Consider the following 23,988-nt stretch of genomic DNA (forward strand, 5'->3'; position numbering starts at 1 on the left):
CGCTCGGCGGTCAGGCCCAGAGTGCCGACAGGCCTGCGATCGAGCGCACGCCCATGAACACGGTGAGGACCAGCACGAGCGCGCCGATGACGAGCAGCCACACGGGGTACTTGTAGTTGCCCAGAAGGTCCTTGCGGCGCCACGCCGCCCACATCACCACGGCGAAACCGATGGGCAGGATGAGACCGTTGAAGGCGCCCGCGAAGATGAGCAGGGTCTGCGGCGCTGTGCCCAGCACCAGGTAGAGCACCGCACAGACCGCGACGAAGGCCACCGTCATGACGTTGCGGGTGCGCTCCTGGGTCTGCTGGGTGGTGATGAAGGACACCGAGGTGTAGGAGGCGCCGATGACGGACGACAGGCCAGCCGCCCACAGCACCAGGCCGAAGGCGCGCAGGCCGAAGTCTCCCGCGGCGACCTGGAAGGCGTGCGCCGCCGTGTTGTCCTTCGAGAGGGCGACGCCCGTGGAGACCACGCCGAGGACCGCGAGGAAGAGAAGCACGCGCATGACGCCGATGACAACGATGCCAAGGACGGAAGACGTGGTGATCTGCTTCAGGTTCTCCTTACCGGCGTGGCCTGAGTCGATGAGGCGGTGCACGCCGGCGAAGGTGATGTAGCCGCCCACGGTTCCGCCGATGAGGGTGGTGATGACCAAGAAATCGACGTTGTCGGGCATGACGGTCTGCCGCAGCGCCTCGCCCACCGGGGGCTGGGACACGATGGCGACGTAAAGCATGAGCAGGATCATGATCGCGCCGAGGGCGACGACGATGCGGTCGAGCGCGACCCCGGCGCGGCGGGACAGGAAGATGAAGATGGCGATAGCGGCGGAGATACCGCCGCCGATCCGCGCGTCGATGCCGAACATCGCGTTCGTGCCCAGGCCGGTTCCCGCGATGTTGCCGATGTTGAACACCGCGCCGCCGGCGAAGACGAGGACGGCCATCACCCAGCCGAGGCCCGGCAGCACCTTGTTGCCCAGCTCGTTGGCCCGCAGGCCGGAGATGCCGAGGACGCGCCACACGTTGAGCTGGATCGCGATGTCCACGAGGATGGACAGCAAGATGGCGAACGCGAAGGCCGCCCCCATCTGCACCGTGAAGACGGAGGTTTGGGTGAGAAAGCCCGGGCCGATCGACGAGGTGGCCATCAAGAAGACGGCGCCGACGGCGGGACCGATCCCCTTCGGGGCCCGTACCTGGCCCTCTACCTGGGCCTTTGTCGATCCGCCAGTATTATTCGAGTCCGTCATGGACCCCTCCTTTTGTGCCGGAGATGATGAGTTCACCACATCTTAAAGGGGTGAGAGCCAGGACACATAAATGATCCGCGCACCCTCACCCCGCGCCACCCCTGCCATCCCCGCTAGCGTGGACATATGTCCTCCCCGACCGTTTTTTCCGATTCCCTCTTCTGGTCCGTGACCTCCCCGGCTGGGGCGGAATCACAGGTCTTTGGCACGATCCACGTCATCGACGACACCAAGATTGCGCTTCCCCTCGCCCATCTGAAAAAAGCGCTGCGCCAGAAGGGCACGCTCGTTCTGGAAATCGACCCGTGCGACCTCGACGAGCTCCGGGAGCAGGGGCTGGACAGTCTGCGCGGTGGCGAGGGGGAGGAAAGCGCCAGCGAGACGCTTTCGCCGCTGGACGTCGAGCGGCTGGACACCGTGTTTGCCTCCTCGCCGCGCCTGGCGCCCATGAAAGGCGAGCTGATGCGGCTTCCCGCCGCCTCTCTCGTGCCGCTCGTCGGTTCGGAGGAGCAGCTGCGCTCGCCCCTGTTTAGCCGCGCCACCCTCGAGCCCGAGCTGTACTTCGCCGACTACGCCCGACGCGTCGGCGCGGACATCGTCGCGCTCGAAAACGTCGACGTCCAGCTGGCGCACCTGCGCGAGGACGCCGATCTTCCCGGGGCCTTAGACAGCTACTTCGCAGCGGACAGCATCGACATCTTCGAGCGGTACGCGCGGCAGGACCTCGACGTGCTGGCGGACAAGGACTTCACCTCCCCGGCAATGCTGCGGCGCAACCGGGACATGGCCGCTGCCCTGCAGCGTGCCGTGAGCGAGCGGGAGGCGCTGGTGCTCGTAGGCGTGGCGCACCTGCCCCGCGAATCGGGGATCCTCGCTCGCCTCGCCCGGGCCGGGTGGGGTGTGAGCCGGGTCGAGTTGGGCGTCGAGAAGCGCGCCGCGACTTGATGCTCGCCACAGTTACTTCTTCTTTGGGGCTAGATAATTTACGATAGAAATTATTAAAGCGATCAATTTTCCCCATGAATTGCAACTGAACTAGGAGTCAGTATGGATGTCACCATCCTCGTCCTTCAGCTGGTGATCATGCTGCTGTGCATCTGGATCGGGTCGCGCCAAGGCGGTATCGCGCTCGGTTTCTGGGGAGGGGTTGGCCTCCTCGTCATCACCTTTGGTTTCCGCCAGGCCCCCGCCGAACCCCCCGTCGACGTGATGCTCATCATCCTCGCCGTCACCTGCGCCACGGCGGCGATGCAGGCGGCCGGTGGTATCGCTTTCCTGGTCCGCCTGGCGGAAGGCATCATTCGGCACTACCCACGCCGCATCACCGTCATCGCCCCGCTCGTGTCGTACCTGTTCACCTTCGCCGCAGGCACCGGCCACATCCTCTACCCGCTGCTCCCGGTCATCCACGACACCGCGCTGCGCAACGGCATTCGCCCGGAGCGCCCCATGTCCGTCGCGGTGATCGCCTCCTTCCAGGGCATTACCGCCTCCCCGGTATCGGCGGCGATGGCGGCGCTGATCGTGGTCGTCGAACCGATGGGCATGTCGCTGCCGCAGATCATGCTCATCGCCGTGCCCGCCACCCTGGTCGGCGTGCTCGCCGCGTCCCTGGTCATGATGAACTGGGGTAAAGAGCTGGAAGATGACCCGGTGTTCCAGGAACGCGTGGCCAGTGGCGAGGTGGAGGACATCCCGGCTTACGTCAAGGCTCAGCGCATGGCCAAGCGCCGCAACATCTCCGTGGACGAGGCGCTCGTCGAGGTCCTCGGCTCGGAGCCAAGCCCCGAGGAGCGCGAATCCCTCGTGGCGCTGGCGGAGCACCGCCCTGAGGAGGGCGGCCAGCTCGAGGAGGATGCCCTCGCCGAGGACAATGGCGCGCGGGCCGGTTCGCCGCGGATCGCCGCGGCGATCTTCCTCGTCGCTGTGCTCACGGTCGTCGTCCTCGGCGCCGTGCCGGGGTGGCGCCCGCCGAACGCCGACGGCGAGCCCCTCAACATTGCGATCGTCATCCAGATCGTCATGCTCGGCGCCGCGGCGTTGATCGCCACCGTCACCCGTGTCGACGTCAAGCACATCGCCACCTCCTCGATCGCGCGCACCGGCCTGGTGGCCATCGTGGGTATCTTCGGCTTGGCCTGGCTCGGCCTCACCGTCATCGAGGCAAACCAGGAGATCATCGTCGACGGCCTGTCCAACATGGTGTCCCACCAGCCCTGGACCTTCGCCATTGCCCTGTTCGCCGCCTCCGTCGTGCTGTTCTCCCAGGCCTCCACCACGCGCACCCTCATGCCGCTCGGTGCCACGCTCGGACTGGCGGCGCCGCAGCTGGTGGGCATGTGGCCCGCGGTCAACGGCTCCTTCTTCCTGCCCACCTACGGCACGGTGGTGGCCGCGCTCAACTTCGACCGCACCAGCACCACCAAGATTGGCATGGTACTCAACCACTCGTTCATGGTCCCAGGCCTTGTCGCCGTGGCCGCCGCAGTGGCAGCGGGCCTTTTGCTCGCCAGCTTCTTCTGACCCGTTCACCTCTCGCATAGATAAGGACACCCCGCCGTGGATTACACCGCACCGCACGAGCCGACCACCCCGTACGACGGCTACATCAAGCACGTCGAGGCCGATACCGCCGCCCGCAAGAAGGTCCTGCGCTACCGCGCCCCGGACCAGGAGGGCGCCCCGGAGCCGCTCAGCCGCGAGCTCGAGCAGATCGTCGAGGAGATCTCCGCGGACATCATCGAGCTTTCCCAGCACCTGCACGCCAACCCGGAGGTCGCGTTCGAGGAGCACGGGTCCGTGGCAAAAATCCAGGAGATCCTGCGGCGCCACGGCCTGGACCTGCACCAGGGCGCCTACGGGGTGGAGACAGCCTTTGAAACGCAGGTCGGCTCGGGCCACGGCCCCACCATCGCCGTGCTCTCCGAGTACGACGCCCTGCCCGAGATCGGCCACGCCTGCGGCCACAACGTCATGGCCGCGACCGGCATGGGCGCGTTCATCGCCATCGCGGAGCTTCTCAGGCTCCACCCGGACGCGTTCGACGGCACGCTGAAGTATCTGGGCACCCCCGCCGAGGAGGGCCGCTCCGGCAAGGAGCACATGGCGCGCGGCGGCGCCTTTTCCCCCGCGGACATCGACGCCGCCATCATGCTGCACTCCTACGGATTCGACCTGGCCGACCAAGTGTGGCTCGGCCGGCGCGTGCTGCGGGTGACCTTCCACGGCGTCTCCGCCCACGCCTCCTCACAGCCGTTCATGGGCCGCAACGCGCTCGACGCCGCCAACCTGACGTACACCGGCATTGGCCTGCTGCGCCAGCAGATGCCGCCGATTGACCGCATCCACGCGATCATCACCAAGGGCGGCACCCGCGAGTCCATCATCACCGAGACCGCCGAGATGAAGTTCTACGTCCGCTCCAAGTACCCGGGCACCCTGAAAAACCTCTCGGAGCGCGTCGAGGACGTGGTCAAGGGCGCCGCGCTCATGGCCGGCGTCGGCGTCGACATCGAGTGGGACGAGCACCCCGCCACCCTGCCGGTGCGCACCAATGACCAGCTGCTGTCGCGCTGGGTCGAGGCACAGCGCCGCCGCGGCCGAGAGCCCCTTCCGCTGGGCGTTGTCAGCGAGGACATCGCGGCGTCCACCGACTTCGGCAACGTGTCCTACCGCGTGCCGGGCATCCACCCACTGATCAAGGTCGCCCCCGAGTCCTCCGCGCTGCACACCCGCGCCTTCGCCGCCTCCGCGGGATCCGCCGCCGGCGACAAGGGCGCGGTCGACGGCGCGTATGGCTTGGCGCAGGTCGCCCTCGACTTCCTCACCGACGCGGCGCTGCGCGACGCGGTCAAGACCGAGTTCGAGGCCGCCGGCGGCACCACGGACGTGGCCCACTTCTTCGACTAGGCCGAAAGGCCCACGCTCAGCCCTCCAGCTGCTCCCCCAGCTCGAGCCACTGCGTCTCCAGCTCCTCACGCTGGCCCCGCAGCCCAGAGGCCTTTTCTGTCTTTTCCCCAATCTCCTCGAAATCGGGGTCGCTCCCCTGCGACAGCGCCGCGACCTCGGATTCCAGCGAGGCGATCTGCTCGCCGAGCTTGTCCATTTTCCGCTCCAGCGAGCGCATCTTCTTCGTCAGCTCGTGCTGCTCCTGCGCGGAGACCGCCCCCGCCGTCTCCTCGGCCTTGTTTCCGGCCTCGCCGAGGTCCAGCACGCCGGCCGGACCCTCCATCGCGTGTCGACGCTCCAAGTACTGCTCGATTCCCCCCGGCAGATTCGTCAGTGTCCCGTCGCCGAACAGGGCGTACGTCGCGTCCGCGATGCGCTCGATGAGGTAGCGGTCGTGCGAGATGACGACAAGCGTGCCCGGCCACGTGTCCAACAGGTCCTCGAGCTCCTGGAGGGTGTCGATGTCGAGGTCGTTCGTGGGCTCGTCGAGAAGCAGCACGTTCGGCTCGCTCATGAGCACGCGAGTGAGCTGGAGGCGGCGGCGCTCCCCGCCGGAGAGGTCGCCCACCGGCGTGCGCTGGCGCTTCGGGGAAAAGCCGAGACGCTCGGCAAGCTGGGAGGCCGTGAGCTCCTTCGTCCCCAGCGCGATGTAGGTGGCCACGTCCTCCACCGCGTCGATGACGCGGCGCGTCGGGTCGAGGTCGTCGAGCTCTTGGCGCAACCAGCCGATGCGCGTGGTCTGCCCCTCGATGCGCCTGCCCGCCGCCAGCGGGTACTCGCCGGCCAGCGTGCGCAGCAGGGTCGTCTTGCCGGATCCGTTGACCCCGACGAGGCCGATGCGCTCGCCCGGCGCGAGGCGCCACGTGAGGTGGTCAACGAGGGTGCGGCCGTCGGGGGCGTCGATACGCGCGTCCTCGAGCTCGATGACCACGCGGCCCTGGCGCTGCTTGGAGAAGGCCATGAGCTCGACGCTGTCGCGCGGGGCGGGGACGTCCGCGATGAGCGCCTCGGCCGCCTCGATGCGGTAGCGCGGCTTCGAGGTGCGCGCCGGGGCGCCGCGGCGCAGCCACGCGAGCTCCTTGCGCGCGAGGTTACGGCGGCGTTGCTCGATGGCGTCGGCCTGGCGGGCGCGCTCGGCGCGGGCGAAGGTCCAATCGTTGTAGCCGCCCTCGTAGACGTCCACCGTGCCGTCGTGGACCTCCCAGGTCAGCGTGGCCACGGTGTCGAGGAACCAGCGGTCGTGGGTGACCACGACCACTGCGACCTTGCGGCTGAGCAGGTGCTCGGCGAGCCACTGCACGCCCTCGACGTCGAGGTGGTTGGTGGGCTCGTCGAGCACGACGAGGTCGAGGTCGTGGACGAGCGCCGCGGCGAGGTTGACGCGGCGGCGCTCCCCGCCGGAAAGGTTGCCCACGACCGCGTCTAGGCCGAGCTCGACGACGCCGGTGCCCTGCAGCACCTCGCGCACCTTCGCGTTCGACGCCCACTCGAAGGTCTCCAGGCCCAGCGGCTCGACGACGGCCTGGCCCACGGTCAGGGACTCGTCCAGTTCGAAGCGCTGCGTCACCACAGCCATGCGCAGGTCCGAATTGTGCGAGACGCGCCCCTCGTCGGGCGGCTCGATGCCGGTGAGCACCTCGAGCAGGGTCGTCTTGCCGCCGCCGTTGACGCCGACGATGCCGATGCGGTCGCCGGTTTGGACGCCGAGGGAGACGCCATCGAGCAGCGTTTTCAGCCCCCACGTCTTGGAGACGTTTTCGAGATTGATCAGGTTAGCCATAGGTGGTCCAGTTTAGGTGGTGCCGGCCAACAGCTGCGCCCCCGGCGCGGGGCCCGTGGTGGCGAAGGCCTCGTAGCCCGGAAAACCGTCGCGGACCCCCGAGAGGACCTCGGCGGTGTGGTTGTCATCCCGGCACAGCACGGCGACGGTCGGGCCGGAGCCGGAGACGATCGCCCGCAGGCCCAGCTCCCCCGTGCGGCGCAGCAGCGCGGCGAGCTGCGGGCGCATCCTCACGGCGGCCGGTTCGAGGTCGTTGTGCAGGGCGCGGGCCAGCTGCTCGGGGTCTGCGCTGAGCAGCGCGCGCGACAGCGCCGAGGTGTCCAGGCGCGGAAGGAATGCGGGGTTGTCGTGGCGGAGGTCGTCGAGAAGCGAGAAGGCTTCCCCCGTGGGCAGGCCCACGCGGGGGTTGACAAAGACCCAGTGGTACTGCCCGCGGGCGAGCATCTCGACGAGCTCGTCGCCGCGCCCCGTGCCCAGCGCCGTTCCCCCGACCAGGCAAAAGGGCACGTCGGCGCCCAACGAGCGGGCCAGACGCACCAGCGCGTCCTCCTCGAGCGGCGCGCGACCGTAGGACCCGAGGTAGTCGTTGGCGGCGACAAGCGCCGCGGCGGCGTCCGCCGATCCTCCCGCCATGCCTCCGGCGACGAAGACGTCTTTTTCCACCACAACCTTGACCCGCGGCAGCGCCAGCGCGGCCCCCGGGTAGCGGCGCCGGTACTCCGCCACCACGGCGTCGACGGCGCGCCAGGCGAGGTTCGCGGGCCCGTCGATGTCCTCCTCCGGCTCGGCGACGCCGAAGAAGGTGCTCATGCCCTGCACAACGGTGCCCTCGGCGGAGGTCTCAAGCGCCGGGTCGACGAGCAGCCGGACCGTTTCCCTGCGCTGCACCGCCTGGAACACCGTGACCAGCTCGTGGTAGCCGTCGCGGCGCGCCTCGCCGACGCCGAGGTGCAGGTTGACCTTGCCCGGCGCGGAGGCGGAGAACTCCCGCGGCCTACCCTTCACGCGCCGCCCCCAGACGGGCGAAGTCGGCCACGGAGAGCTTCTCGCCGCGCAGGCCGGGGTCGATGCCCGCCGCGCGCAGCGCCTCCTCCGCGCCGGCGGCGGAGCCGTAGGCGCCCGCGAGGGTGGAGCGCAGGGTTTTGCGGCGCTGGGCGAAGGCGGCGTCGACCAGCTCGAAGACGCGGCCGCGCTGTTCGCGGGGGTACGGGTTGGTCACGTCGATGCGCACGAGCCCGCTTTCGATGTTGGGCGCCGGCCAGAACACGTTTTTGCCGATCACTCCCGCGCGCGTGACGTTGCCGTAGAAGGCGGCCTTGACGCTGGGCACGCCGTAGATCTTGGAACCCGGCTGGGCGGCGAGGCGGTCCGCCACCTCCTTTTGCACCATCACCAGCACGCGGCGGATGGAGGGGAACTCCGCCAGCAGGTGCAGCAGCACCGGCACCGAGACGTTGTAAGGCAGGTTGGCCACCAGTGCCGTCGGAGCGACGTCGAGGTCGGCGCGGGTGACGTGGAGGGCGTCTGTGGCGATCACGCTCAGACGCGACGCGTGCTCGGGCGCGCGCTGCTCGACCGTCAGCGCGAGCCGGCCGGCCAGGCGCGGGTCGATCTCGAGGGCGACGACGCGGCTGGCCGCCTCGATGAGCCCGAGGGTGAGCGAGCCCAGGCCGGGGCCGACCTCGACGACCACGTCAGCGGGGTCGAGGTCGGCGGCCGCGACGATGCGGCGCACAGTATTGGGGTCGTGGACGAAATTCTGGCCGAGCTTCTTCGTCGGCACCACGTCCAGTTCCTGCGCCAGCTCCCGGATCTCCGCCGGGCCCAGCAAGTGGGCATCCGTCATGGTGGTCTAGGGTAGCAGCGCCCCGAGCGGCCCCCGCGAAGCGAGCGCGCCGAGCAGGACAGCTAGCGCAGGCCGAGCTTGGCGGTGCAGGCCGGCCACGCCCCCCAGCCCTGCGCTGCCTGGGTTTTCTCCGCGATGGCGATCTGCTGCTCGCGGGTGGCTTGGTCCGCTGTCGGGGCGTACGCCGTGCCGCCGTAGGCGGCCCAGGTGCCCGCGTTGAACTGCAGGCCACCGTAGTAGCCGTTCCCGGTGTTGATGGACCAGTTGCCGCCGGACTCGCACGCGGCGATGGCGTCCCAGACCGAGCCGCCGGCCACGGCGGGGGCAGAGGGTGCTCCCGCGGTGGCCGTGGCTGAGGCGGTCTGGACGGTCGGCTTCGTGCCGCGGGCGATCGTCGCGGGCTTCGCCGCGCGGGTCTCCTTCTCCTCGGTCTGGCCGGTGGACTCCACCTGGCCATTGACGGTGACGGTGCGCGTGGTGACCGTCTTCTGTCCCTTCTGCCCCGGCGTGCGCACTTCCTCCGTCCCGGCCTCGAGGGTCTCGTCGTCGACGTAGGTGGCCGGGGCGTCGAACTCGACGGTGTCGACGGTGCGCACGACCTCGACGCGGTCGATGCGGATGTCCATGTTCTCCTCGACTGGGGCGTCGAGGGCGACATTGACGCGGTCGTTCGAGTCCACGGTCACCCCGCGCGAGGCGAGCAGCTCCCCGACGGTGTTCTTCGCCGCCGAGGTGTAGATGACGTCGCCGCCGTCGTTGATGGAGACGATCTTCGGGGTGGTTACGGCGATCGTCATGCCGTCGGTGACCGGCTGTTGCGGGTCCACGTCGGTGGCGGCGGCGTGCATTCCGGCCTCGCCGATCAGATCCGCGACGGTCGCCGCGGTGGACGTCACCTGCTGTTCGGCGCCGTCGACGACGAGGGCGACCGGCTTCGCAGTGATGACGCTCACGGTGTCGCCGCTCGCGACCTTCTGCCCCGGCGCCGGGGAGATGAGATCGCCCGCGCCTACGCTCACACCGGCGGCCTGGAGCACGCCCTCCACGTCGCCAGCGTAGGTCCGCACGTGGGTCGCCTCGCCGTTGACGTCCACGGTGACCGCCTTCTGCGCGGCGACCGCCGTGGCACCCCCGCCGACGATCACCGCGCCTGCGACGCTACCCGCGACGATGCGACGAGTCGCTGTGGTGCTGGTGTTGATGCGCTTTGCAGACATATGCGTAACGTTCCTTGAGGTCGGTGTCGGGATCCGCGGAGGATGCCGCGTGTACAACAGGACGTAACAATACGATAACAACGGGTATCGCGCAAGAACGCTCGGCCGGCGACGTAACACCTTTCACTTAGGTCTCAAGGGCCACTCTTACAGGCCAAACACGCGGTCAAAGGTCTCGGACACCTCGCCCGCGAGCTTTTCGACGTCCACCCCACGCGCCTCGGCCACCACCCGCGCCGTGTGCCCGATCAACGCCGGCTCGTTCCGCGCCCCCCGGTACGGCTCCGGCGTCATGTACGGCGCGTCCGTCTCAATGAGCAGCTGCCCCGCCGGGGCAAGCGCCGCCGCCTCGCGCAGCTGCGCGTTGCGCTTAAACGTCACGTTCCCGGCGAAGGACAAGACATAGCCGCGCTCGATCGCCTCCCTGGCCACCTCGACCGGCGAGGAGAAACAGTGCAGCATCACCTCGCGCGGGCGCGGCGCATCCGCCAGAATGCGCAGCAGGTCCTCGTCGCCCTCGCGGTTATGGATCATCAGCGCCTTTCCGCTGTCTACGGCGAGGTCGATGTGCCAGCGTAGCGCCTCCTCCTGCACGTCAAGCGGCGCCGTCGAGTCCGGGTCGTGCTCGATCCAGTAGGTATCAATGCCCGTCTCCCCCACCGCGACGCAGCGCGGGTCGAACGCCATCTCCCGCAGGCGGGCGCGCGCCGCCTCGTCGAGCTCGTGCGCCCGCGTCGGGTGGATCGCGCACGCCGCGTAGATCCGGGGGTTCGCCCGCGCCGCCGCGAGCGCGGCCTCGGCCTCCTCCAGGCCGTCGCCGACGGTGCACACGCGCTCCACTCCCGCCTCAACAGCCCGCGCCACGAGGTCGTCAGCGCTCGGGCCGGTGGAGGCGAGGTGGGTGTGGGCGTCGATAAGCCCCGCGACCTTTGGTGCGGGGACGGGTGTGGGGCGCGATTTCTTGCTCATAGGATCAACCCTATGGCATACACAGATCTCACTTCCGCCACCCGCCGCCAGCTTGAGGCCGACCTCGCCGAGGCCGCGGGCCGCGGCATCAACGGCAGCGTCGACGCCATCGTCGCCTCCTTCGAAGAGGAGCTCGCTTCCTACCTGCAGCTTGACGACGACCTCAGGCGCGCCTACCCGCGCGGCGAGACCGCCCGCGTCTTCGGCACCGCGCTCGGCGAGGCCCTCGTGCGCGAGCACGGCTTTCGGTGGGCGATGCTGTCCGACGACTACGGCACCGACCTCGTCGTCGTCCGCGGCGACAAGTACACCGCCCCGCTCGTTGTCGTTGACACGCGCTTCGATGACGAAGAGACCGGCAAGCTCACGACGTTTGTCGGGCAGTTTTTGTAGATGTTGGGTGCTACCCTTCGAGAGATTCGCCGACGAGAGCCATCACCGTTGCGCGCCACTGCGCGCTGCGCTCGCCGCGTTCGGCGTGAAGAGCTTCAACCAGCTGCTCAGTGAGCACCATCAAAGCTGCTCGCGACGTGTAGAGCAACTCCGCTTGGAACGAGGGGTCAACCGGTGGGACAAGGAGGATCACATCCGCGAGCTCAGCCACGGGCGAAGGCGCAAACGACGTCGCGGCAATGACCGTCGCTCCGCTATCGCGCGCTTGAGACACGACCTCGAGAGTCGCCCGATTCGCCCCCGAGCCCGAGAAAACAAAACACACGGAGCCGTCGCCCAGAGAATGCGCCGCAATGCGCTGGGTCATTGTATCAGCGTGAAATTCTGCCGGGCGACCAGCGGAAATCAGCCTTTGTGTGAGGTCAAAACCCAGCGGGGCGGACAGACCGTTGGCAGCGACCAGCACCCGATCAGCACCATCGAGCAGGTGCACGGCACGCGACAGTGATTCTTCATCAAGCGCAGCAAAAGAATCGTCCAACCGTCGAGAAAACGCTGCAACGTTGCTCCGCACGGTGTCGAGTAGCGATTCATGGCCGTCTGATATTCCTCTCGGGGGAGCGCCGACGACCTGTTGCGCCAGCGCCACACGCAGTTGCGGGAAACCAGCGTAGCCCAGGCTCTGCGCGGTGCGAACGACGCTCGCACGGCTCACACCGACGAGGTCAGCTAACTGCTGAGCTGTCATTTCGACAGCTGCTGCCGGATTAGCCGCGATCGCTTCAGCGACCGCGCGCTCCTTTGGCTGCAACGAGGACATCGCGGCGGCGATCCTCACGCTCGGAATCGCTCCCGGTCTCGGGGACACTGGCACGAACGGTGGCTCCTCTCATGATGCGGTTGCGAATGGCGCCGGAAATCACGTCGACAACCATCGTGGCGATGATGATGACGATGAGCGTCATACCTACCACGTCCCACTGACGATAGTTGGTGTAGTTCGACAGCATGTCGCCGATGCCGCCAGCCCCCACCATGCCCAGTACCGCAGAGGTTCGGATGTTGATCTCGAAACGGTACAGCGCGAAGGAAATGAGCGCCGGAGCGGCTTGAGGCCACAACGCCCAACGCACCGTCTCGACCGTCGTCCCTCCAGCAGCGCGGACGGCCTCAGCAGGGCCCGGTGGCAGCGACTCGATACTCTCGTATGCCCACTTCGATTGCTGGCCGATGCCAGAGATCGCGAGCGCCAACACACCAGTGAACGGAGTCAGGCCGGTCACAGTGAGCAAAATAATTGCAATCACCGCTTCAGGGAAAGCGCGGATCACAGCGAACAGCCCTCGAAGTGCTGCACGTAGCCATGCCGGGCCAACTCCCCTAGCCGCCAGCATGCCAAGCGGAATCGCAAAAATGACGGTACCGATCATGCCGATCCACGCCATAGAAATGGAACGCCACATCTCTGTCAGCGCCCGTGATAAACGCGACGTGTCGGGGTCCTTGAACATCAGCGTGAGGTACTCCCACACCTGGGCGGGGACCTGGGGCAGGTCGCTCCACGTGATGCGCAGAAAGGAGAAAGACACCACGATGACCACTGTGATGATAATCGAGACCACAGTCTCGTATGTCTTCCTCGGTGTGCGGGGAAGCGTCATGTCCATTTAGACCAGCCTCTTTCGCAACCAGTTCGAAAGCATCTCCACCAGCACGACGACCACGAGGATCTCGAGGATGATGATGGACACGTCCTCGTACGCGAAGAACGAGCGACGCTCCTCGAGCAGGCGCCCGATTCCACCTGCACCGACAAGCCCTAGGATTGCCGAGACTCGGACGTTGAGCTCCAGCGTGTACAGCCACTGGTTCATGAACAACGGCATGACCTCCGGAAGGGCCATGGCGCGATTGATCTGAAACTGGGTACCACCCGCTGCGCGCCCAGCCTCAATGTATCCGTGATTTTCGGAGTCGATCGCCTCGGAGACAAGCTTGACCACGATGCCAATGTTGAAGAGAAAAAGGGTGATCACGCCGGGCAGTGCGCCAACGCCGACCATCGCCACGAGGATCGAGGCGTAGACGAGATCTGGTACAGAACGCACGACGTTAATTACGGTGCGGACAATGGCTCGCCCGACACTGTTTGGATTCGTCGGAGTGGCGGCCCACAACGTCAGTGGAATCGAGATCACAGCAGAAAGCACCGCACCGACTATGGCCATTTGTAATGTCTCCACCATCGGTCCTACTGTCCTAGGGACGAAGGCGAGGTTCGGCTGGAGCATTTGCAGCAGTTTGTCGGCACCATTGCGCCAGTTCCTCGCTATCGACGCAATGTCGACGTCGATGCCGCCGATGCGCGGCGTCATGGTGAGAGCAGTAAATCCGACGACGGCCACGACAATCAGAGCCGTTCGTACACGCTGCGTAGGCTTCTCCGGCAGCGTGGGCCGCATATGCGCAGGCGTCATCAGCGCCTCCCCGTCATATCACCCGGCAGCACGCTACGCCCGTAGATCTGCTCGAAGTCAGCATCTGTCGCGTCGGCGGCCGGACCATCGTAGACGAGCTCGCCCTGACGTAGACCGACCACCCTCGTTGTGTACTGGCGGGCGAGATCAATGACATGCAGATTAACCAACACAGTCAATCCTTGCTCCCGGTTGATGCGCATTAGGTCAGCCATCACCGAGTGAGCTGTGGGCGGGTCGAGGGAGGCCACTGGTTCGTCGGCAAGCATGACGGCGGGCTGCTGGGTCAGAGCCCGTGCGATGGCGACACGCTGCTTCTGCCCTCCGGATAGCGCACCAGCGCGGGCCCATATTTTCTCGAGCATTCCGACGGAATCTAAGCAGCGGAGCGCAAGCTCCTTGTCCTCGTCCGCCGGAATGTCGAAGAGGGAACGCCACCAAGGCGTACGAGCGAAAGTGCCGACCAGCACGTTGTGGTAGACATCGGTACGCTCCGCCAAATTAAATTGCTGGAAGATCATGCCGATCTGGCCGCGTGCTTCGCGTAGTTGCTTGCCCTTGAGTTCGCTGATGACGTGCGGGCCAACGCTGACCCGTCCTGCGGTCGGCTCGGCGAGACCATTGATGGTTCTAATCAGCGTCGATTTGCCGGAGCCGGAAAGCCCCACGACGGCAACCATCTCACCAGGTTCTATCCGAAGCGAGACGTCTTTCAGGGCTTGCGTCCCGTTCGGATACGTCACGGAGACGCTATCGAGCACAATAGGCCACGGCTCGCGGGTGTGGCCAACATCATCCTGCAGCATGGCGGTTCCTTGTGTTCTAGGAGCTGAAACGGGTGTAGATCTCGCCGTAGCGTTCGATCTCTTCCTCGTTCGTTTCCTTCGTCCAGTCGGTCAGTCCGACGAGGTCCTGCATGACCTGCTTGGCCTCGTCCGAGGACTCGGCGTAGGAATCCATGAGGTCAGCGAGCTGGGTCTTGAGGTCCTCCGGGAGGTCCTCGGTAACCACGACTCCACCGTTGGGGATCATCTCGGTGTAGGCGAAAGCAACCAGTTCAGTTGCTGCCTCGGGAGCCTCGGCCAAGATGGACGAGCGGGCATCCCAGAAACCAAACCCGACCTCAGCGTCGCCCCTGAGAACTGCGAGCATAGCGTTGTTATTTCCTTGCACTGGGACCTGGGAGAGGGAATCAACGTCAACGTCCTCATCCTCAAGTGCAACGATCGGGTACTGGTAGCCCGCCGGGGACGTTGCCGCTTGGAATGCAACTGCCGTGCCCGGCTCGAGATTGTCAAACGCGCCGGTTGCCGCTGGCCCCTGGCCTGTCGCCGTGGCTCCCGCGTTCTCGATACCGTTGCAATACGCGAACTCGGTGTCGTCAGCCTCGTACGTAGCCATCACTGGTTCTCCCTCACAGTACTTGTCCGGGTTATTGGTGAAGGCCACCGATGCGTAGGAGGTCGCTCCGAAGCGAACATCACGCAGGATGAGCTCAGCGTCGTGCTGCGTCATGGCGTTGTACAGGGAGCCTGCGTCTGTGATAGCGACCTGTGCTTGGTTTGCCCCGATCGCCTCAACAGTCGCAGCGTAGTCGTTCGCCACAACACCGTTGACCTCGATGCCGAGGTTCTCGGACAAGTAGTTCGTCAGCGGCTCGAGCGCCTCCGCGAGGTCCTCGCCTTCAGTCGATGGAACAAGAGAGACCGTGATGGAATTGGGCCAGTTCGATGCCTCGTCGGAGCCGTTGTCCTGATCAGAGGAACAACCCGTCAAGGAAAGCATTGCGGTAGCAGTCAGCGTGCCGAGCGCAAGTGCAGAATTACGCATGAGAAATACCTTTCGGACTAGGTGCCGGTTGGGATGGTGAATGAGGTGGTGTCAGGGTGGGTGATTGCGAGACCCACGCGCACAGCTCGCCGCGAAGATCAGTAAGCGTTGCCCCACGCATCGTCACATCGGCGTTCGCCCCTGCTGTTGTCACCCCAACGAGTGCAGTATCCGCACCCAGATCGAAGGCGGGCTGTAGGTCGAACTCGATGATGTCTCCCACCGCCAAAACCGGGCCATTCTTCAGCAATTGCCGCAGGATGGGGTAGAGCCCGTCCGGCTTACCAACGTTGAAGTGGAGCTGGTCAAAGCAGTGGTACACACCCCAGGAGTCAAGAACTCGCTCGACTCCTACGCGGGGCGCGTTCGTGGCAAGGTGCACATGAGCGTGCTGGCTCAGCCCCTCAAGTAAAGGCACAACTTCATCTGGAGCCTCCACTGGAGCTTTCGCTGTACCCAAGATTTCTCGGCTGGCCTGGTAGGCCTGCTGCATCGTCCAAGAAGAGACCCCGTCCTGCGCGGCCAGTTCCCCCACGATGTGGTAACCATCACGGTACATGGGGCTCCCCGCGTCGAATGCTCGCAGCGCCTCTTCGACTCGGGAAACGAAAGCTTCTCCGGCCGACGGAGCCACAGCTTTGGCGTAGGCCAAAACTGGCCCGTGCCCGATAGCGAGCGTTCCATCGAAGTCGAAAACCACACTGCGAGTCACTGCCACGATCTCCCTCAATTATGGACGATGCGTTCACGCTATCTTTTCTAGATGAACGGTCCGTCCACACTGTGTAAACTTTGCATGAAGACACACAAAGGGCCGTCGGTATCCCGACGGCCCTTTGCCCGAATCATCGCCAGACGCCTACGACCGCCCCGCCAGCTCGTCCTCGATGTAGACATTGCGCGCCCCGATCACGCCGAGCCCGCCCATGACAAGAGCTAGGACGATGAGCGCGATGAGGATCGGCGTGAACGAGCCCGCGGCGTCGTAGCCGATGCCGACGAGGAGCGGGCCGATAGCCGCCAGGATGTAGCCGATGGGCTGCACGAACCCGGCGAGGCGCGCGGTGCCGAGCGCGGTGCGCGTCCTTGCCGGCATGAGGGCGATGGCAAGCGGGAAGCACCACCCGCCGAAGCCCAACAGCGCGCTCCACACGATGGGGGCCGCCGCCGGCGCGATGAGGACACCGGTGTAGCCCGCGGCGGTGAGCACGCCGAACAGCAGCACGAGCGGAGTCAGGGTGCGCGCCCGCGAGATCACGGTCGGCAGCACGAGCCCGCCGAGCGCGCCGATCAGGCCGATGAGCGACAGACCGAGCGCACCCGTGTCCGCGGGCACGCCGGAGGTGCCGAGGATCGTCGGCAGCCAGCCCATCTGGATGTAGGCGGTCATCGACTGCAGACCGAAGAACAGCATGAGCGCGACCGCGGTGGGCGAACGGTAGATGCCGGCTCCCCCGCCGGACTCCGCCTCCTCGCCCGTCGGCTTATCGACGCCCACCGTGCGCCACACCACAAGCCACACGAGCGCCTGCACGAGCGCCGACACCGCCCACAGGGCGAGCGCTGCCTGCCACGTCTCGGTGACGAGCGCGCTGAGCGGGCCCGCCGCCGCCGACAGGGACAGCGACACGGAGTACACCGTGGTCAGCGCGACGATGTGCGACCCGCCGTACTGCTTAATCCACGCCGGCAGCAGCACGTTCGCGAGCGCGATACCGCCCGCCACCGCGACGGTGGACAGGATGAACAGCGAGATGTGCGGGGCAAACGGCCGCAGCGCCAGCCCGAGTGTGGACAGGATGGCCGCCCCGGCGAGCGTGGGCGAGAGCCCCACCCGGCGGGCAAGCGGCACGGCGGTCAGGCCGACGATGCAAAACATCAGCCCCGGCAGGGCTGTGATGACGCCGCCCAAAGACGCCGGGGCACCGTAGTCGGCGATGACCTCGTCCAGCACCGCCCCGACGGAGGCCATGCCGGCGCGGAGGTTGAGCGCTGCGGTGAGGACAGCAACGAACGCGAGCAGCGGCTTGATCACTATTTCACTGCCGCCCATGCGGGTCCGGTCTCGCCAAGCTCGGGGTCGAGCTTGGCCACCAGGGGACGGGGCTTGGCCAGGGCGGTGCCGGGCACGACGTCGACACGCGCCCACACAGCCTGCTGCCCGGCGTAGTCGCCGGTGATGATCGGGTAGGTCTGACCGCGCTCGGGCAGGCCCACGCCGACGAGGTCGTAGTCCGCGTCGTCGACGACCTCCTCCACACGCGGCATCGCGGCCCACCGGCCACTGCGCCCCAGGGTCTCGTGAACGTTCTGCGCGGTGTGCGGCAGGAAGGGCGTGAGCATGGCGTTGCAGTCCGAGACGACCTGTAGGGCCGTCCACAGCACGGTGGCCAGGCGCTCGCGGCTGCTGTCCTCCTTGGCCAGCTTCCAGGGCTCCTGCTCGGCGATGTAGGCATTCGCCTCGCCGACGACGTGCATCACCTGTGTGATGGCGTTTTTGAAGCGGGCGCGGTTGAGCGCCTCGCCCGCCGAGTCGAAGGTGCGCTCCGCCAGATCGAGGATGGCCTGATCAGACTCGGTGAGCTGGGCGGGCGCCGGCACCTGGCCGAAGTTCTTGTGCGCCATCGACACTGTGCGGTTGACCAGGTTGCCCCAGCCGTTGGCCAGCTCGTTATTCACGCGGCGCACGAACTCGTCCCAGGTGAAGTCCGTGTCGTTGTTCTCGGGCCCGGCCACGGCGATGAAGTAGCGCAGCGGGTCGGGGCCGAACTCCTTGAGGAAGTCCTTGACGTAGATGACCACGCCCTTCGAGGAGGAGAACTTCGAGCCCGACATGGTGAGGAACTCGGAGGAGACGACCTCGGTGGGCAGGTTCAACTCCCCGAGGGCGTGCACATCGCCCCCCTTAGCTCCCTTGCCCGCGTATCCGAGCAACTCGCCCGGCCAGATCTGGGAGTGGAAGGTGATGTTGTCCTTGCCCATGAAGTAGTAACCGGGGGCGTCCGGGTCCTGCCAGAACTCCTTCCACGCGTCGGGGTTGCCCGAGCGCGCCGCCCACTCAATCGAGGCGGACAGGTAGCCGACCACGGCGTCGAACCAGACGTAGAGCTTCTTCGCCGGGTTCTCGGACCAGCCCTCCACCGGGACCGGAATGCCCCAGTCGATGTCGCGGGTCATGGCGCGCGGGCGCATGTCCTCGAGCAGGTTGAGGGAGAATTTCAGCACGTTCGGGCGCCAGTCGTGGCGGGTTTCCAGCCAGGCCTTGAGGGCGTCGTGAAGCGCCGGCAGATCGAGCAGAAAGTGCTCGGTGTCCACGAACTCGGGAGTCTCGCCGTTGATCTTGGACACAGGGTTGATGAGATCTGCGGGGTCGAGCTGGTTGCCGCAGGTATCGCACTGGTCACCGCGGGCGCCGTCCGCACCGCAGATCGGGCAGGTGCCCTCGATGTAGCGGTCGGGCAGGGTGCGGCCCGTCGACGGCGAGATCGCGCCCTTCGTCGTCTCCTTGATCATGTACCCGTTGGCGTACAGCCCCCGAAACAGCTCCTGCACCACCGCGTAGTGGTTGCGGGTGGTGGTGCGGGTAAACAGATCGTACGACAGCCCGAGGCCCGCCAAGTCCTCCACGATCTGACGGTTGTACCGGTCCGCCAACTCCTTGACGGTCACGCCCTCTTTGTCCGCCTGGACGAGCAACGGCGTGCCGTGCTCGTCGGTCCCCGAGACCATGAGCACGTTGTTGCCCCTCATGCGCTGGTAACGGGCGAAGACGTCGGAGGGGACGCCAAAGCCCGCCACGTGGCCGATGTGGCGCGGGCCGTTGGCGTACGGCCAAGCCACGCACACGAGGATGTTCTGTCCAGTGGCGGCGGATGAAGACGCGGAATCAGGGGAAGTCATGCGTTCCAGCATAAGTTACGGGGGTTTAGCTGTGCTTCTCAGCCTCGTGGGCCTCGTGCGCCCTGTGGGCCTCGTGGGCCTCGTGCGCCTCGCGCAGTGCGCGGCGTTCGTTGGTCAGGCGGCGGGCGAAGTTCTCCTGGTCCTTCATGTTCTGGTACACGCGGTCCTGGGACACATCGCGCACAATGGCGAACATCAGCGCGATAAGGATGACCAAGAAGGGCGTCGCCGCCACGATCGTGACCGACTGCAGCGAGTCCAAGGCGTCCTCGCCGCCCGCGATCAGCAGTGTCAGGCCGACGAAGGCGGTCGCCAGGCCCCACATCGCTGCGAGCCACGGCTTCGCCTCGGTCTGGCCGCTTTGCGACATCGACGCCATCACCGTCGACGCCGAGTCGGCGGAGGTGATGAAGAAGGTACCCAAAAGGATCACCGCGAACACGCCGATGATGGTGCCACCGGGCAGGGAGTGCAGCAGGTTAAACAGCTGCTCCTCGGAGCCGCCGTCGCCGAAGATGGACTCGCCGATCTGCTCGAAGTGGATTGCGCTGCCGCCGAAGATCGCAAACCACATCGTCGACAGCAGGGAGGGGACCAGCAGCACGACCAGGCAGAACTCGCGGATGGTGCGGCCGCGCGAGATCCGGGCGAGGAACATGCCCACGAACGGCGACCAGGAGATCCACCACGCCCAGTAGAAGATGGTCCAATCGGCGAGGAAGTCGCCGGCGGTGCCGTCGGCGCTCGAGGCGGTGCGCCCGGCGATGAAGAAGAACTGGTCGAGGTACGCGCCCACCGAGCTCGGCAGCAGGTTGAGCAGGTTCACCGTGGGGCCGAGGACAAAAACGAACACCGCGAGCAGTGCGGCGATGACCATGTTGAAGTTGGAGATCCATTGGATGCCGCGGCCCACGCCCGACATGGCCGAGAGCAGGAAGGCGAGCGTGAGCACGCTGACGATGCCGACGGTGAGCCGGGTCGAGGTCTCGGAGACGAAGCCGGAGGCCTCCAGCCCGGACGTGATCTGCAGGGCGCCCAGGCCGAGGGAACAGGCGGTGCCGAAAATGGTGGCAAAGATGGCGAAACCGTCGATGAACTTGCCCGGCACGCCGGCCGCGGCCTTCTCGCCGATCAGCGGGATGAAGGCACTCGACAGCAGCTGCCTGCGCCCCAGGCGGAAGGTGGAGTAGGCGATGGCCAGCCCGAGGATGGCGTAGACGGCCCAGGGGTGCAGGGTCCAGTGGAACATCGTCTGCGCCATGGCGGTGCCCACCTCGTGGGGTTCGCGGCCCGGAACGCCGTCGCGGTACATCGCAAGCGGCTCGGAGGCGCCGTAGAACATCAGGCCGATGCCCATGCCGGCGGCGAACATCATGGCAATCCACGAGCTCGTGCGGAACTCCGGCTTCTCGTCCGGGCCGCCGAGGCGGATCGTGCCAAAGCCGGAGACGGCGATCACGATGACGAAGACGACGAAGACCGTGCTGAACAGAACAAAGGCCCAGCCGAGGTTATCGATGACCCAGCCGAAGGACGCGTCCGCGAAGTTCGAGAAGCTCTCGGTGCCGAGCATCCCCCACAGCACCATGCCAATGACGATCGCCGCGATCGGGATGATGATGCCCCAGCTGATCGGGGCGTTGTCTTCCTCGGCCGCCAGATCAATCTTTTCCTCCTGCGGGGCGGTGAGCTCCTCGCCGCGGCTATCCGCCTTGAGCAACTCGATCAACTCGCGCGTCGCGGAGTTCGGCTCCCCCTGATCCGGAATGTGATCGACGCTCTCGCGTTCCATATTCACCTTACTCCTTTACGCTCACATTGTTTTGCCAAGCATATTTCAGTAATTGGCAGGAAACATGTGTAACGCTAACGCAGCGTCCGGGCTTTTACGAATCCCCGCCTCGCCCGAGCAGCGCTTCGTCGTACAAATCGCCCGTTTTCACCCCGTGGGCGCGGGCGACGTCTTTCACCGCGTCCTTGAGCCGTTCCCCCTCGTCGACGCGCGCCAGCACCAGCCCGACGAGGTCCTCCGGTGCCGCCTGCGGCTGAGTGCCCCCTTCGACGACGACGGTGATCTCCCCCCGCAGACCCTCTGCGGCCCACTCGGCGAGTTCGCCGAGCTTACCGCGCCGGACCTCTTCGTACTCTTTGGTCAGCTCGCGGCACACCGCGGCCCGCCTGTCGGCGCCGAGCACCTCCGCCGCATCGCGCAGCGTCGCGCCGATGCGGTGCGGGGATTCGAAAAAGCACACCGCGCGCGACTGCCCGACGAGCGATTCCAGCCACGCCCGGCGCGGCCCCGCCTTGCGCGGGGCGAACCCGTCGAAGATGAAATGGCCGACGTTTAGCCCCGACAGCGCCAACGCCGTCGTCACCGCCGAGGGGCCGGGCAGGCACGTCACCGGCACCCCGGCGTCGTGGGCCGCGGTGACGAGGGCGTGACCCGGGTCGGAGACGAGCGGCATCCCGGCGTCGGAGACGACGAGCACGAGCCCCCGGCGCGCCTCGGCCACGAGCTCGGACACGCGCTTGTCCTCGTTGTGGTCGAAGTTGGAGACCACCCGGCCGCCGAGCTCGACGCCGAGCGCGGCCGCCAGGTTGCGGGTGCGCCGCGTGTCCTCGGCCGCGACGACGTCGGCGCGGCCGAGTGCGTCGCGCAGCCGCGGCGAGGCGTCGCCGATGTTGCCCAGGGGCGTCGCCGCGAGCACGATGCCCGTGGCGGGCAGCGATATTTCAGATGGGCTCATACACCCAGCATGACACACGAGCCGCAACCCGGCCGGGTGCGCCCAGTAAGATCCGATGGGTGCCTACCCTTCGCCGCTACCCCAACGTCGCCACCGTCCCCTGGGCGCGACGCGACACGCAGTGCTTTCTCGGCATCATCGTCGCCGCCCTCTTCACTCGTTTCCTCGGTCTGACGCTGCCTACGGCGGGCGGCACCCCCATCTTCGACGAAAAGCACTACGTGCCCCAGGCCTGGGAAGTGGTGCGCAGTTGGGTCAACCCCGTGATCGGCGGCATCGAGGCCAACCCCGCGTACGGCCTCGTGGTCCACCCGCCGCTGGGCAAGCAGCTCCTGGCCCTCGGCGAGGCGGTGTTCGGGTACACGCCGCTGGGCTGGCGGTTCATGGTGGCGCTGAGCGGCACGGCTGTCGTCGCCTTCCTCTTCCTGCTCACCCGGCGCCTGACGCAGTCGACCACCCTGGCCACCGTTGCGGGCGCCATCGCGATTTTCGACGGAGTCCTCCTCGTCTCCTCGAAGTTCGGAATGCTGGACATCTTCCAGGTGCTCTTCATCGTCGCCGCCTCGTGGACGCTGGTCGGCGACATGCGCGAGGTCACCCTGCGCTACCGCGAGGCTGCGAACGCCCGCCGTCTCGGCGAGAGCCTGTACGGGCCCCGCCTCGGCTTTCGCTGGTGGCGCTTCGCCACCGGCGTGCTGCTCGGCCTCGCGTTGTCGGTGAAGTGGTCGGGCCTGTACTACATCGCCTTCTTCGGCCTGCTCAGCGCCTTCTGGGACCTCTGGCTGCGCCACCGTTTCGGGGTTCGCGCCCCGCTTCGCGGCACGCTGCTTCGCGACGTCCCCTCGGCCCTCGCCTCCCTCGTCCTGCTCCCCGCTGCCTTATACATCTGGTCGTGGCGGGCGTGGTTCGCCTCGGAGACCTCCGTCTACCGCCACGCGGCGGTCGACGGCACCATCGCTGGCAGCGAGTGGCCGTGGCTGACGAACCTCCCCGACGCCGTTGCCTCCTGGCTGTACTACCACTTCTCCGTGCTGGAGTTCCACGCCTCGCTCACCACCTCCTCCGGCCACTCTCACCCGTGGGACTCCAAGCCGTGGGCCTGGCTGGTGGCGGCGCGGCCCATCCTTTACTACTCCGCGACGGACCTGGAGTGCGGGCCGTTGACCCCCTGCCGCGAGATGATCTTCCTCTTCGGCACCCCCGCGATCTGGTGGCTGACCGTCCCCGCCCTGCTGTGGGCGGCGTGGACGTGGCTGACGCGCGGCGACACCCGGGTGATCGTCCCCCTCGTCGCCTTCGCGGCGGGCTTTCTGCCCTGGCTTGCCGCCTACGACCGGCAGATGTACTTCTTCTACGCCGCCGCCCTTGTGCCCTTCACCATCGTGCTCATCACGCTGGCGTTGGGGCGGATCGCGCAGTTGGGCCGACCCGTAGCCTGGCGCTGGTTGCGGCGCCTCGCTGGCTACCCCGTTACCACCGGGCAAGCCGCCGTCATCGTCTACGTCGCGGTCGTGGTGGGGATGTTCTTCTACTTCGCCCCCATCTTGTATGGCATCCGCATCCCGGAAAGCTACTACCAGTCGCTGATGTGGCTGCCCAGCTGGACCTAGCGTGACGCCCACCGCC

21 protein-coding genes are annotated in these 23,988 nt (G+C 66.7%); 5 read left to right on the forward strand and 16 right to left on the reverse strand.

Features of this window, described 5'->3' with window-relative positions; genetic code table 11:
• Positions 1 to 10: 10 nt before the first annotated feature.
• Positions 11 to 1,255: an NRAMP family divalent metal transporter gene (locus tag BLT81_RS06615; RefSeq protein ID WP_019194178.1), complete on the reverse strand. Its 1,245-nt coding sequence runs from the start codon at positions 1,253 to 1,255 to the stop codon at positions 11 to 13.
• A gap of 126 nt (positions 1,256 to 1,381) precedes the next feature.
• Here BLT81_RS06615 and BLT81_RS06620 point away from each other — a divergent pair, with 126 nt between their 5' ends.
• From BLT81_RS06620 to BLT81_RS06630, 3 genes are all read left to right on the forward strand, one after another.
• Positions 1,382 to 2,200, forward strand: coding sequence for a TraB/GumN family protein (locus tag BLT81_RS06620; RefSeq protein ID WP_019194179.1), 819 nt, complete (start codon positions 1,382 to 1,384; stop codon positions 2,198 to 2,200).
• Positions 2,201 to 2,302: 102 nt separating this feature from the next.
• Complete coding sequence (locus BLT81_RS12945; protein WP_019194180.1) at positions 2,303 to 3,778, forward strand: anaerobic C4-dicarboxylate transporter family protein; 1,476 nt, start codon at positions 2,303 to 2,305, stop codon at positions 3,776 to 3,778.
• Positions 3,779 to 3,814: 36 nt separating this feature from the next.
• Complete coding sequence (locus BLT81_RS06630) at positions 3,815 to 5,164, forward strand: amidohydrolase (protein ID WP_019194181.1); 1,350 nt, start codon at positions 3,815 to 3,817, stop codon at positions 5,162 to 5,164.
• Positions 5,165 to 5,180: 16 nt separating this feature from the next.
• Here the strand turns inward: BLT81_RS06630 and BLT81_RS06635 are convergent, their stop codons facing one another.
• The 5 genes from BLT81_RS06635 to BLT81_RS06655 form a co-directional block, all read right to left on the reverse strand.
• A complete protein-coding gene (locus tag BLT81_RS06635; RefSeq protein ID WP_019194182.1) occupies positions 5,181 to 6,983 on the reverse strand; it encodes an ABC-F family ATP-binding cassette domain-containing protein in 1,803 nt (600 codons plus the stop codon).
• Between the two features lie 12 nt (positions 6,984 to 6,995).
• Positions 6,996 to 7,988: a 4-(cytidine 5'-diphospho)-2-C-methyl-D-erythritol kinase gene (locus BLT81_RS06640; protein ID WP_019194183.1), complete on the reverse strand. Its 993-nt coding sequence runs from the start codon at positions 7,986 to 7,988 to the stop codon at positions 6,996 to 6,998.
• Positions 7,978 to 8,829 (reverse strand): 16S rRNA (adenine(1518)-N(6)/adenine(1519)-N(6))-dimethyltransferase RsmA, encoded by an 852-nt coding sequence (gene rsmA, locus BLT81_RS06645; protein ID WP_040421290.1) that lies wholly within the window; start codon positions 8,827 to 8,829, stop codon positions 7,978 to 7,980. The genes BLT81_RS06640 and rsmA overlap by 11 nt, the downstream gene beginning before the upstream one ends.
• 62 nt (positions 8,830 to 8,891) lie before the next feature.
• Positions 8,892 to 10,046: a resuscitation-promoting factor gene (locus BLT81_RS06650; protein ID WP_019194185.1), complete on the reverse strand. Its 1,155-nt coding sequence runs from the start codon at positions 10,044 to 10,046 to the stop codon at positions 8,892 to 8,894.
• A 147-nt stretch (positions 10,047 to 10,193) separates the two neighbouring features.
• The gene (locus tag BLT81_RS06655) at positions 10,194 to 11,015 is read right to left on the reverse strand and encodes a TatD family hydrolase (RefSeq protein ID WP_019194186.1); all 822 of its coding nucleotides are present in this window, start codon (positions 11,013 to 11,015) and stop codon (positions 10,194 to 10,196) included.
• 12 nt (positions 11,016 to 11,027) lie between these two features.
• Between BLT81_RS06655 and BLT81_RS06660 the strand changes: the two genes are divergently transcribed.
• Positions 11,028 to 11,408 carry a DUF3806 domain-containing protein gene (locus BLT81_RS06660; protein WP_019194187.1) on the forward strand — a complete coding sequence of 127 codons (381 nt, stop codon included), beginning with the start codon at positions 11,028 to 11,030 and terminating at the stop codon, positions 11,406 to 11,408.
• 10 nt (positions 11,409 to 11,418) lie between these two features.
• On the opposite strand, the gene BLT81_RS06665 is transcribed toward BLT81_RS06660, so the two are convergent.
• The 10 genes from BLT81_RS06665 to rsmI form a co-directional block, all read right to left on the reverse strand.
• Entirely contained in the window at positions 11,419 to 12,228 is an 810-nt protein-coding gene (locus BLT81_RS06665; RefSeq protein ID WP_019194188.1) for a MurR/RpiR family transcriptional regulator, read from the reverse strand.
• Positions 12,191 to 13,075, reverse strand: coding sequence for a phosphonate ABC transporter, permease protein PhnE (phnE, locus tag BLT81_RS06670; RefSeq protein ID WP_019194189.1), 885 nt, complete (start codon positions 13,073 to 13,075; stop codon positions 12,191 to 12,193). The genes BLT81_RS06665 and phnE (BLT81_RS06670) overlap by 38 nt, the downstream gene beginning before the upstream one ends.
• Positions 13,076 to 13,885, reverse strand: coding sequence for a phosphonate ABC transporter, permease protein PhnE (phnE, locus tag BLT81_RS06675; RefSeq protein ID WP_019194190.1), 810 nt, complete (start codon positions 13,883 to 13,885; stop codon positions 13,076 to 13,078).
• Positions 13,885 to 14,691 (reverse strand): phosphonate ABC transporter ATP-binding protein, encoded by an 807-nt coding sequence (gene phnC / locus BLT81_RS06680; protein WP_019194191.1) that lies wholly within the window; start codon positions 14,689 to 14,691, stop codon positions 13,885 to 13,887. Before phnC ends, phnE (BLT81_RS06675) begins: the two co-directional genes overlap by 1 nt.
• A gap of 16 nt (positions 14,692 to 14,707) precedes the next feature.
• A complete protein-coding gene (gene phnD, locus BLT81_RS06685; protein WP_019194192.1) occupies positions 14,708 to 15,715 on the reverse strand; it encodes a phosphate/phosphite/phosphonate ABC transporter substrate-binding protein in 1,008 nt (335 codons plus the stop codon).
• The gene (locus tag BLT81_RS06690; protein WP_231286601.1) at positions 15,708 to 16,433 is read right to left on the reverse strand and encodes an HAD family hydrolase; all 726 of its coding nucleotides are present in this window, start codon (positions 16,431 to 16,433) and stop codon (positions 15,708 to 15,710) included. The genes phnD and BLT81_RS06690 overlap by 8 nt, the downstream gene beginning before the upstream one ends.
• Before the next feature lie 141 nt (positions 16,434 to 16,574).
• On the reverse strand, positions 16,575 to 17,768 hold the full coding sequence (locus BLT81_RS06695; protein ID WP_040421296.1) for an MFS transporter: 1,194 nt from the start codon (positions 17,766 to 17,768) through the stop codon (positions 16,575 to 16,577).
• Positions 17,750 to 19,615 carry a methionine--tRNA ligase gene (gene metG / locus BLT81_RS06700; RefSeq protein WP_231286602.1) on the reverse strand — a complete coding sequence of 622 codons (1,866 nt, stop codon included), beginning with the start codon at positions 19,613 to 19,615 and terminating at the stop codon, positions 17,750 to 17,752. Before metG ends, BLT81_RS06695 begins: the two co-directional genes overlap by 19 nt.
• Positions 19,616 to 19,640: 25 nt before the next feature.
• Positions 19,641 to 21,407 (reverse strand): BCCT family transporter, encoded by a 1,767-nt coding sequence (locus BLT81_RS06705; RefSeq protein WP_019194196.1) that lies wholly within the window; start codon positions 21,405 to 21,407, stop codon positions 19,641 to 19,643.
• A gap of 94 nt (positions 21,408 to 21,501) precedes the next feature.
• Entirely contained in the window at positions 21,502 to 22,362 is an 861-nt protein-coding gene (gene rsmI / locus BLT81_RS06710) for a 16S rRNA (cytidine(1402)-2'-O)-methyltransferase (RefSeq protein ID WP_019194197.1), read from the reverse strand.
• Between rsmI and BLT81_RS06715 the strand changes: the two genes are divergently transcribed.
• Positions 22,353 to 23,972, forward strand: a complete 1,620-nt coding sequence (locus tag BLT81_RS06715) for a dolichyl-phosphate-mannose--protein mannosyltransferase (RefSeq protein ID WP_081582921.1) — start codon at positions 22,353 to 22,355, stop codon at positions 23,970 to 23,972. The two genes, rsmI and BLT81_RS06715, sit on opposite strands and share 10 nt — an antisense overlap.
• Positions 23,973 to 23,988 lie beyond the last annotated feature (16 nt).

Source organism: Corynebacterium timonense (assembly GCF_900105305.1).
Lineage (GTDB): Bacteria > Actinomycetota > Actinomycetes > Mycobacteriales > Mycobacteriaceae > Corynebacterium > Corynebacterium timonense.

Bases quoted from the DNA above. Each gene is read 5' to 3' on its own strand.
- BLT81_RS06715 (WP_081582921.1), top strand. From the start codon at position 22,353: ATGGGCTCATACACCCAGCATGACACACGAGCCGCAACCCGGCCGGGT.
- BLT81_RS06695 (WP_040421296.1), bottom strand. From the start codon at position 17,768: ATGGGCGGCAGTGAAATAGTGATCAAGCCGCTGCTCGCGTTCGTTGCT.
- BLT81_RS06620 (WP_019194179.1), top strand. From the start codon at position 1,382: ATGTCCTCCCCGACCGTTTTTTCCGATTCCCTCTTCTGGTCCGTGACC.
- BLT81_RS06615 (WP_019194178.1), bottom strand. From the start codon at position 1,255: ATGACGGACTCGAATAATACTGGCGGATCGACAAAGGCCCAGGTAGAG.
- BLT81_RS06705 (WP_019194196.1), bottom strand. From the start codon at position 21,407: ATGGAACGCGAGAGCGTCGATCACATTCCGGATCAGGGGGAGCCGAAC.
- metG (WP_231286602.1), bottom strand. From the start codon at position 19,615: ATGACTTCCCCTGATTCCGCGTCTTCATCCGCCGCCACTGGACAGAAC.
- phnE (WP_019194189.1), bottom strand. From the start codon at position 13,075: ATGGACATGACGCTTCCCCGCACACCGAGGAAGACATACGAGACTGTG.
- phnE (WP_019194190.1), bottom strand. From the start codon at position 13,885: ATGACGCCTGCGCATATGCGGCCCACGCTGCCGGAGAAGCCTACGCAG.
- BLT81_RS06665 (WP_019194188.1), bottom strand. From the start codon at position 12,228: ATGTCCTCGTTGCAGCCAAAGGAGCGCGCGGTCGCTGAAGCGATCGCG.
- phnC (WP_019194191.1), bottom strand. From the start codon at position 14,691: ATGCTGCAGGATGATGTTGGCCACACCCGCGAGCCGTGGCCTATTGTG.
- rsmA (WP_040421290.1), bottom strand. From the start codon at position 8,829: ATGACGGATGCCCACTTGCTGGGCCCGGCGGAGATCCGGGAGCTGGCG.
- rsmI (WP_019194197.1), bottom strand. From the start codon at position 22,362: ATGAGCCCATCTGAAATATCGCTGCCCGCCACGGGCATCGTGCTCGCG.
- BLT81_RS06655 (WP_019194186.1), bottom strand. From the start codon at position 11,015: ATGAGCAAGAAATCGCGCCCCACACCCGTCCCCGCACCAAAGGTCGCG.
- BLT81_RS06660 (WP_019194187.1), top strand. From the start codon at position 11,028: ATGGCATACACAGATCTCACTTCCGCCACCCGCCGCCAGCTTGAGGCC.
- BLT81_RS06635 (WP_019194182.1), bottom strand. From the start codon at position 6,983: ATGGCTAACCTGATCAATCTCGAAAACGTCTCCAAGACGTGGGGGCTG.
- BLT81_RS06650 (WP_019194185.1), bottom strand. From the start codon at position 10,046: ATGTCTGCAAAGCGCATCAACACCAGCACCACAGCGACTCGTCGCATC.
- phnD (WP_019194192.1), bottom strand. From the start codon at position 15,715: ATGCGTAATTCTGCACTTGCGCTCGGCACGCTGACTGCTACCGCAATG.
- BLT81_RS12945 (WP_019194180.1), top strand. From the start codon at position 2,303: ATGGATGTCACCATCCTCGTCCTTCAGCTGGTGATCATGCTGCTGTGC.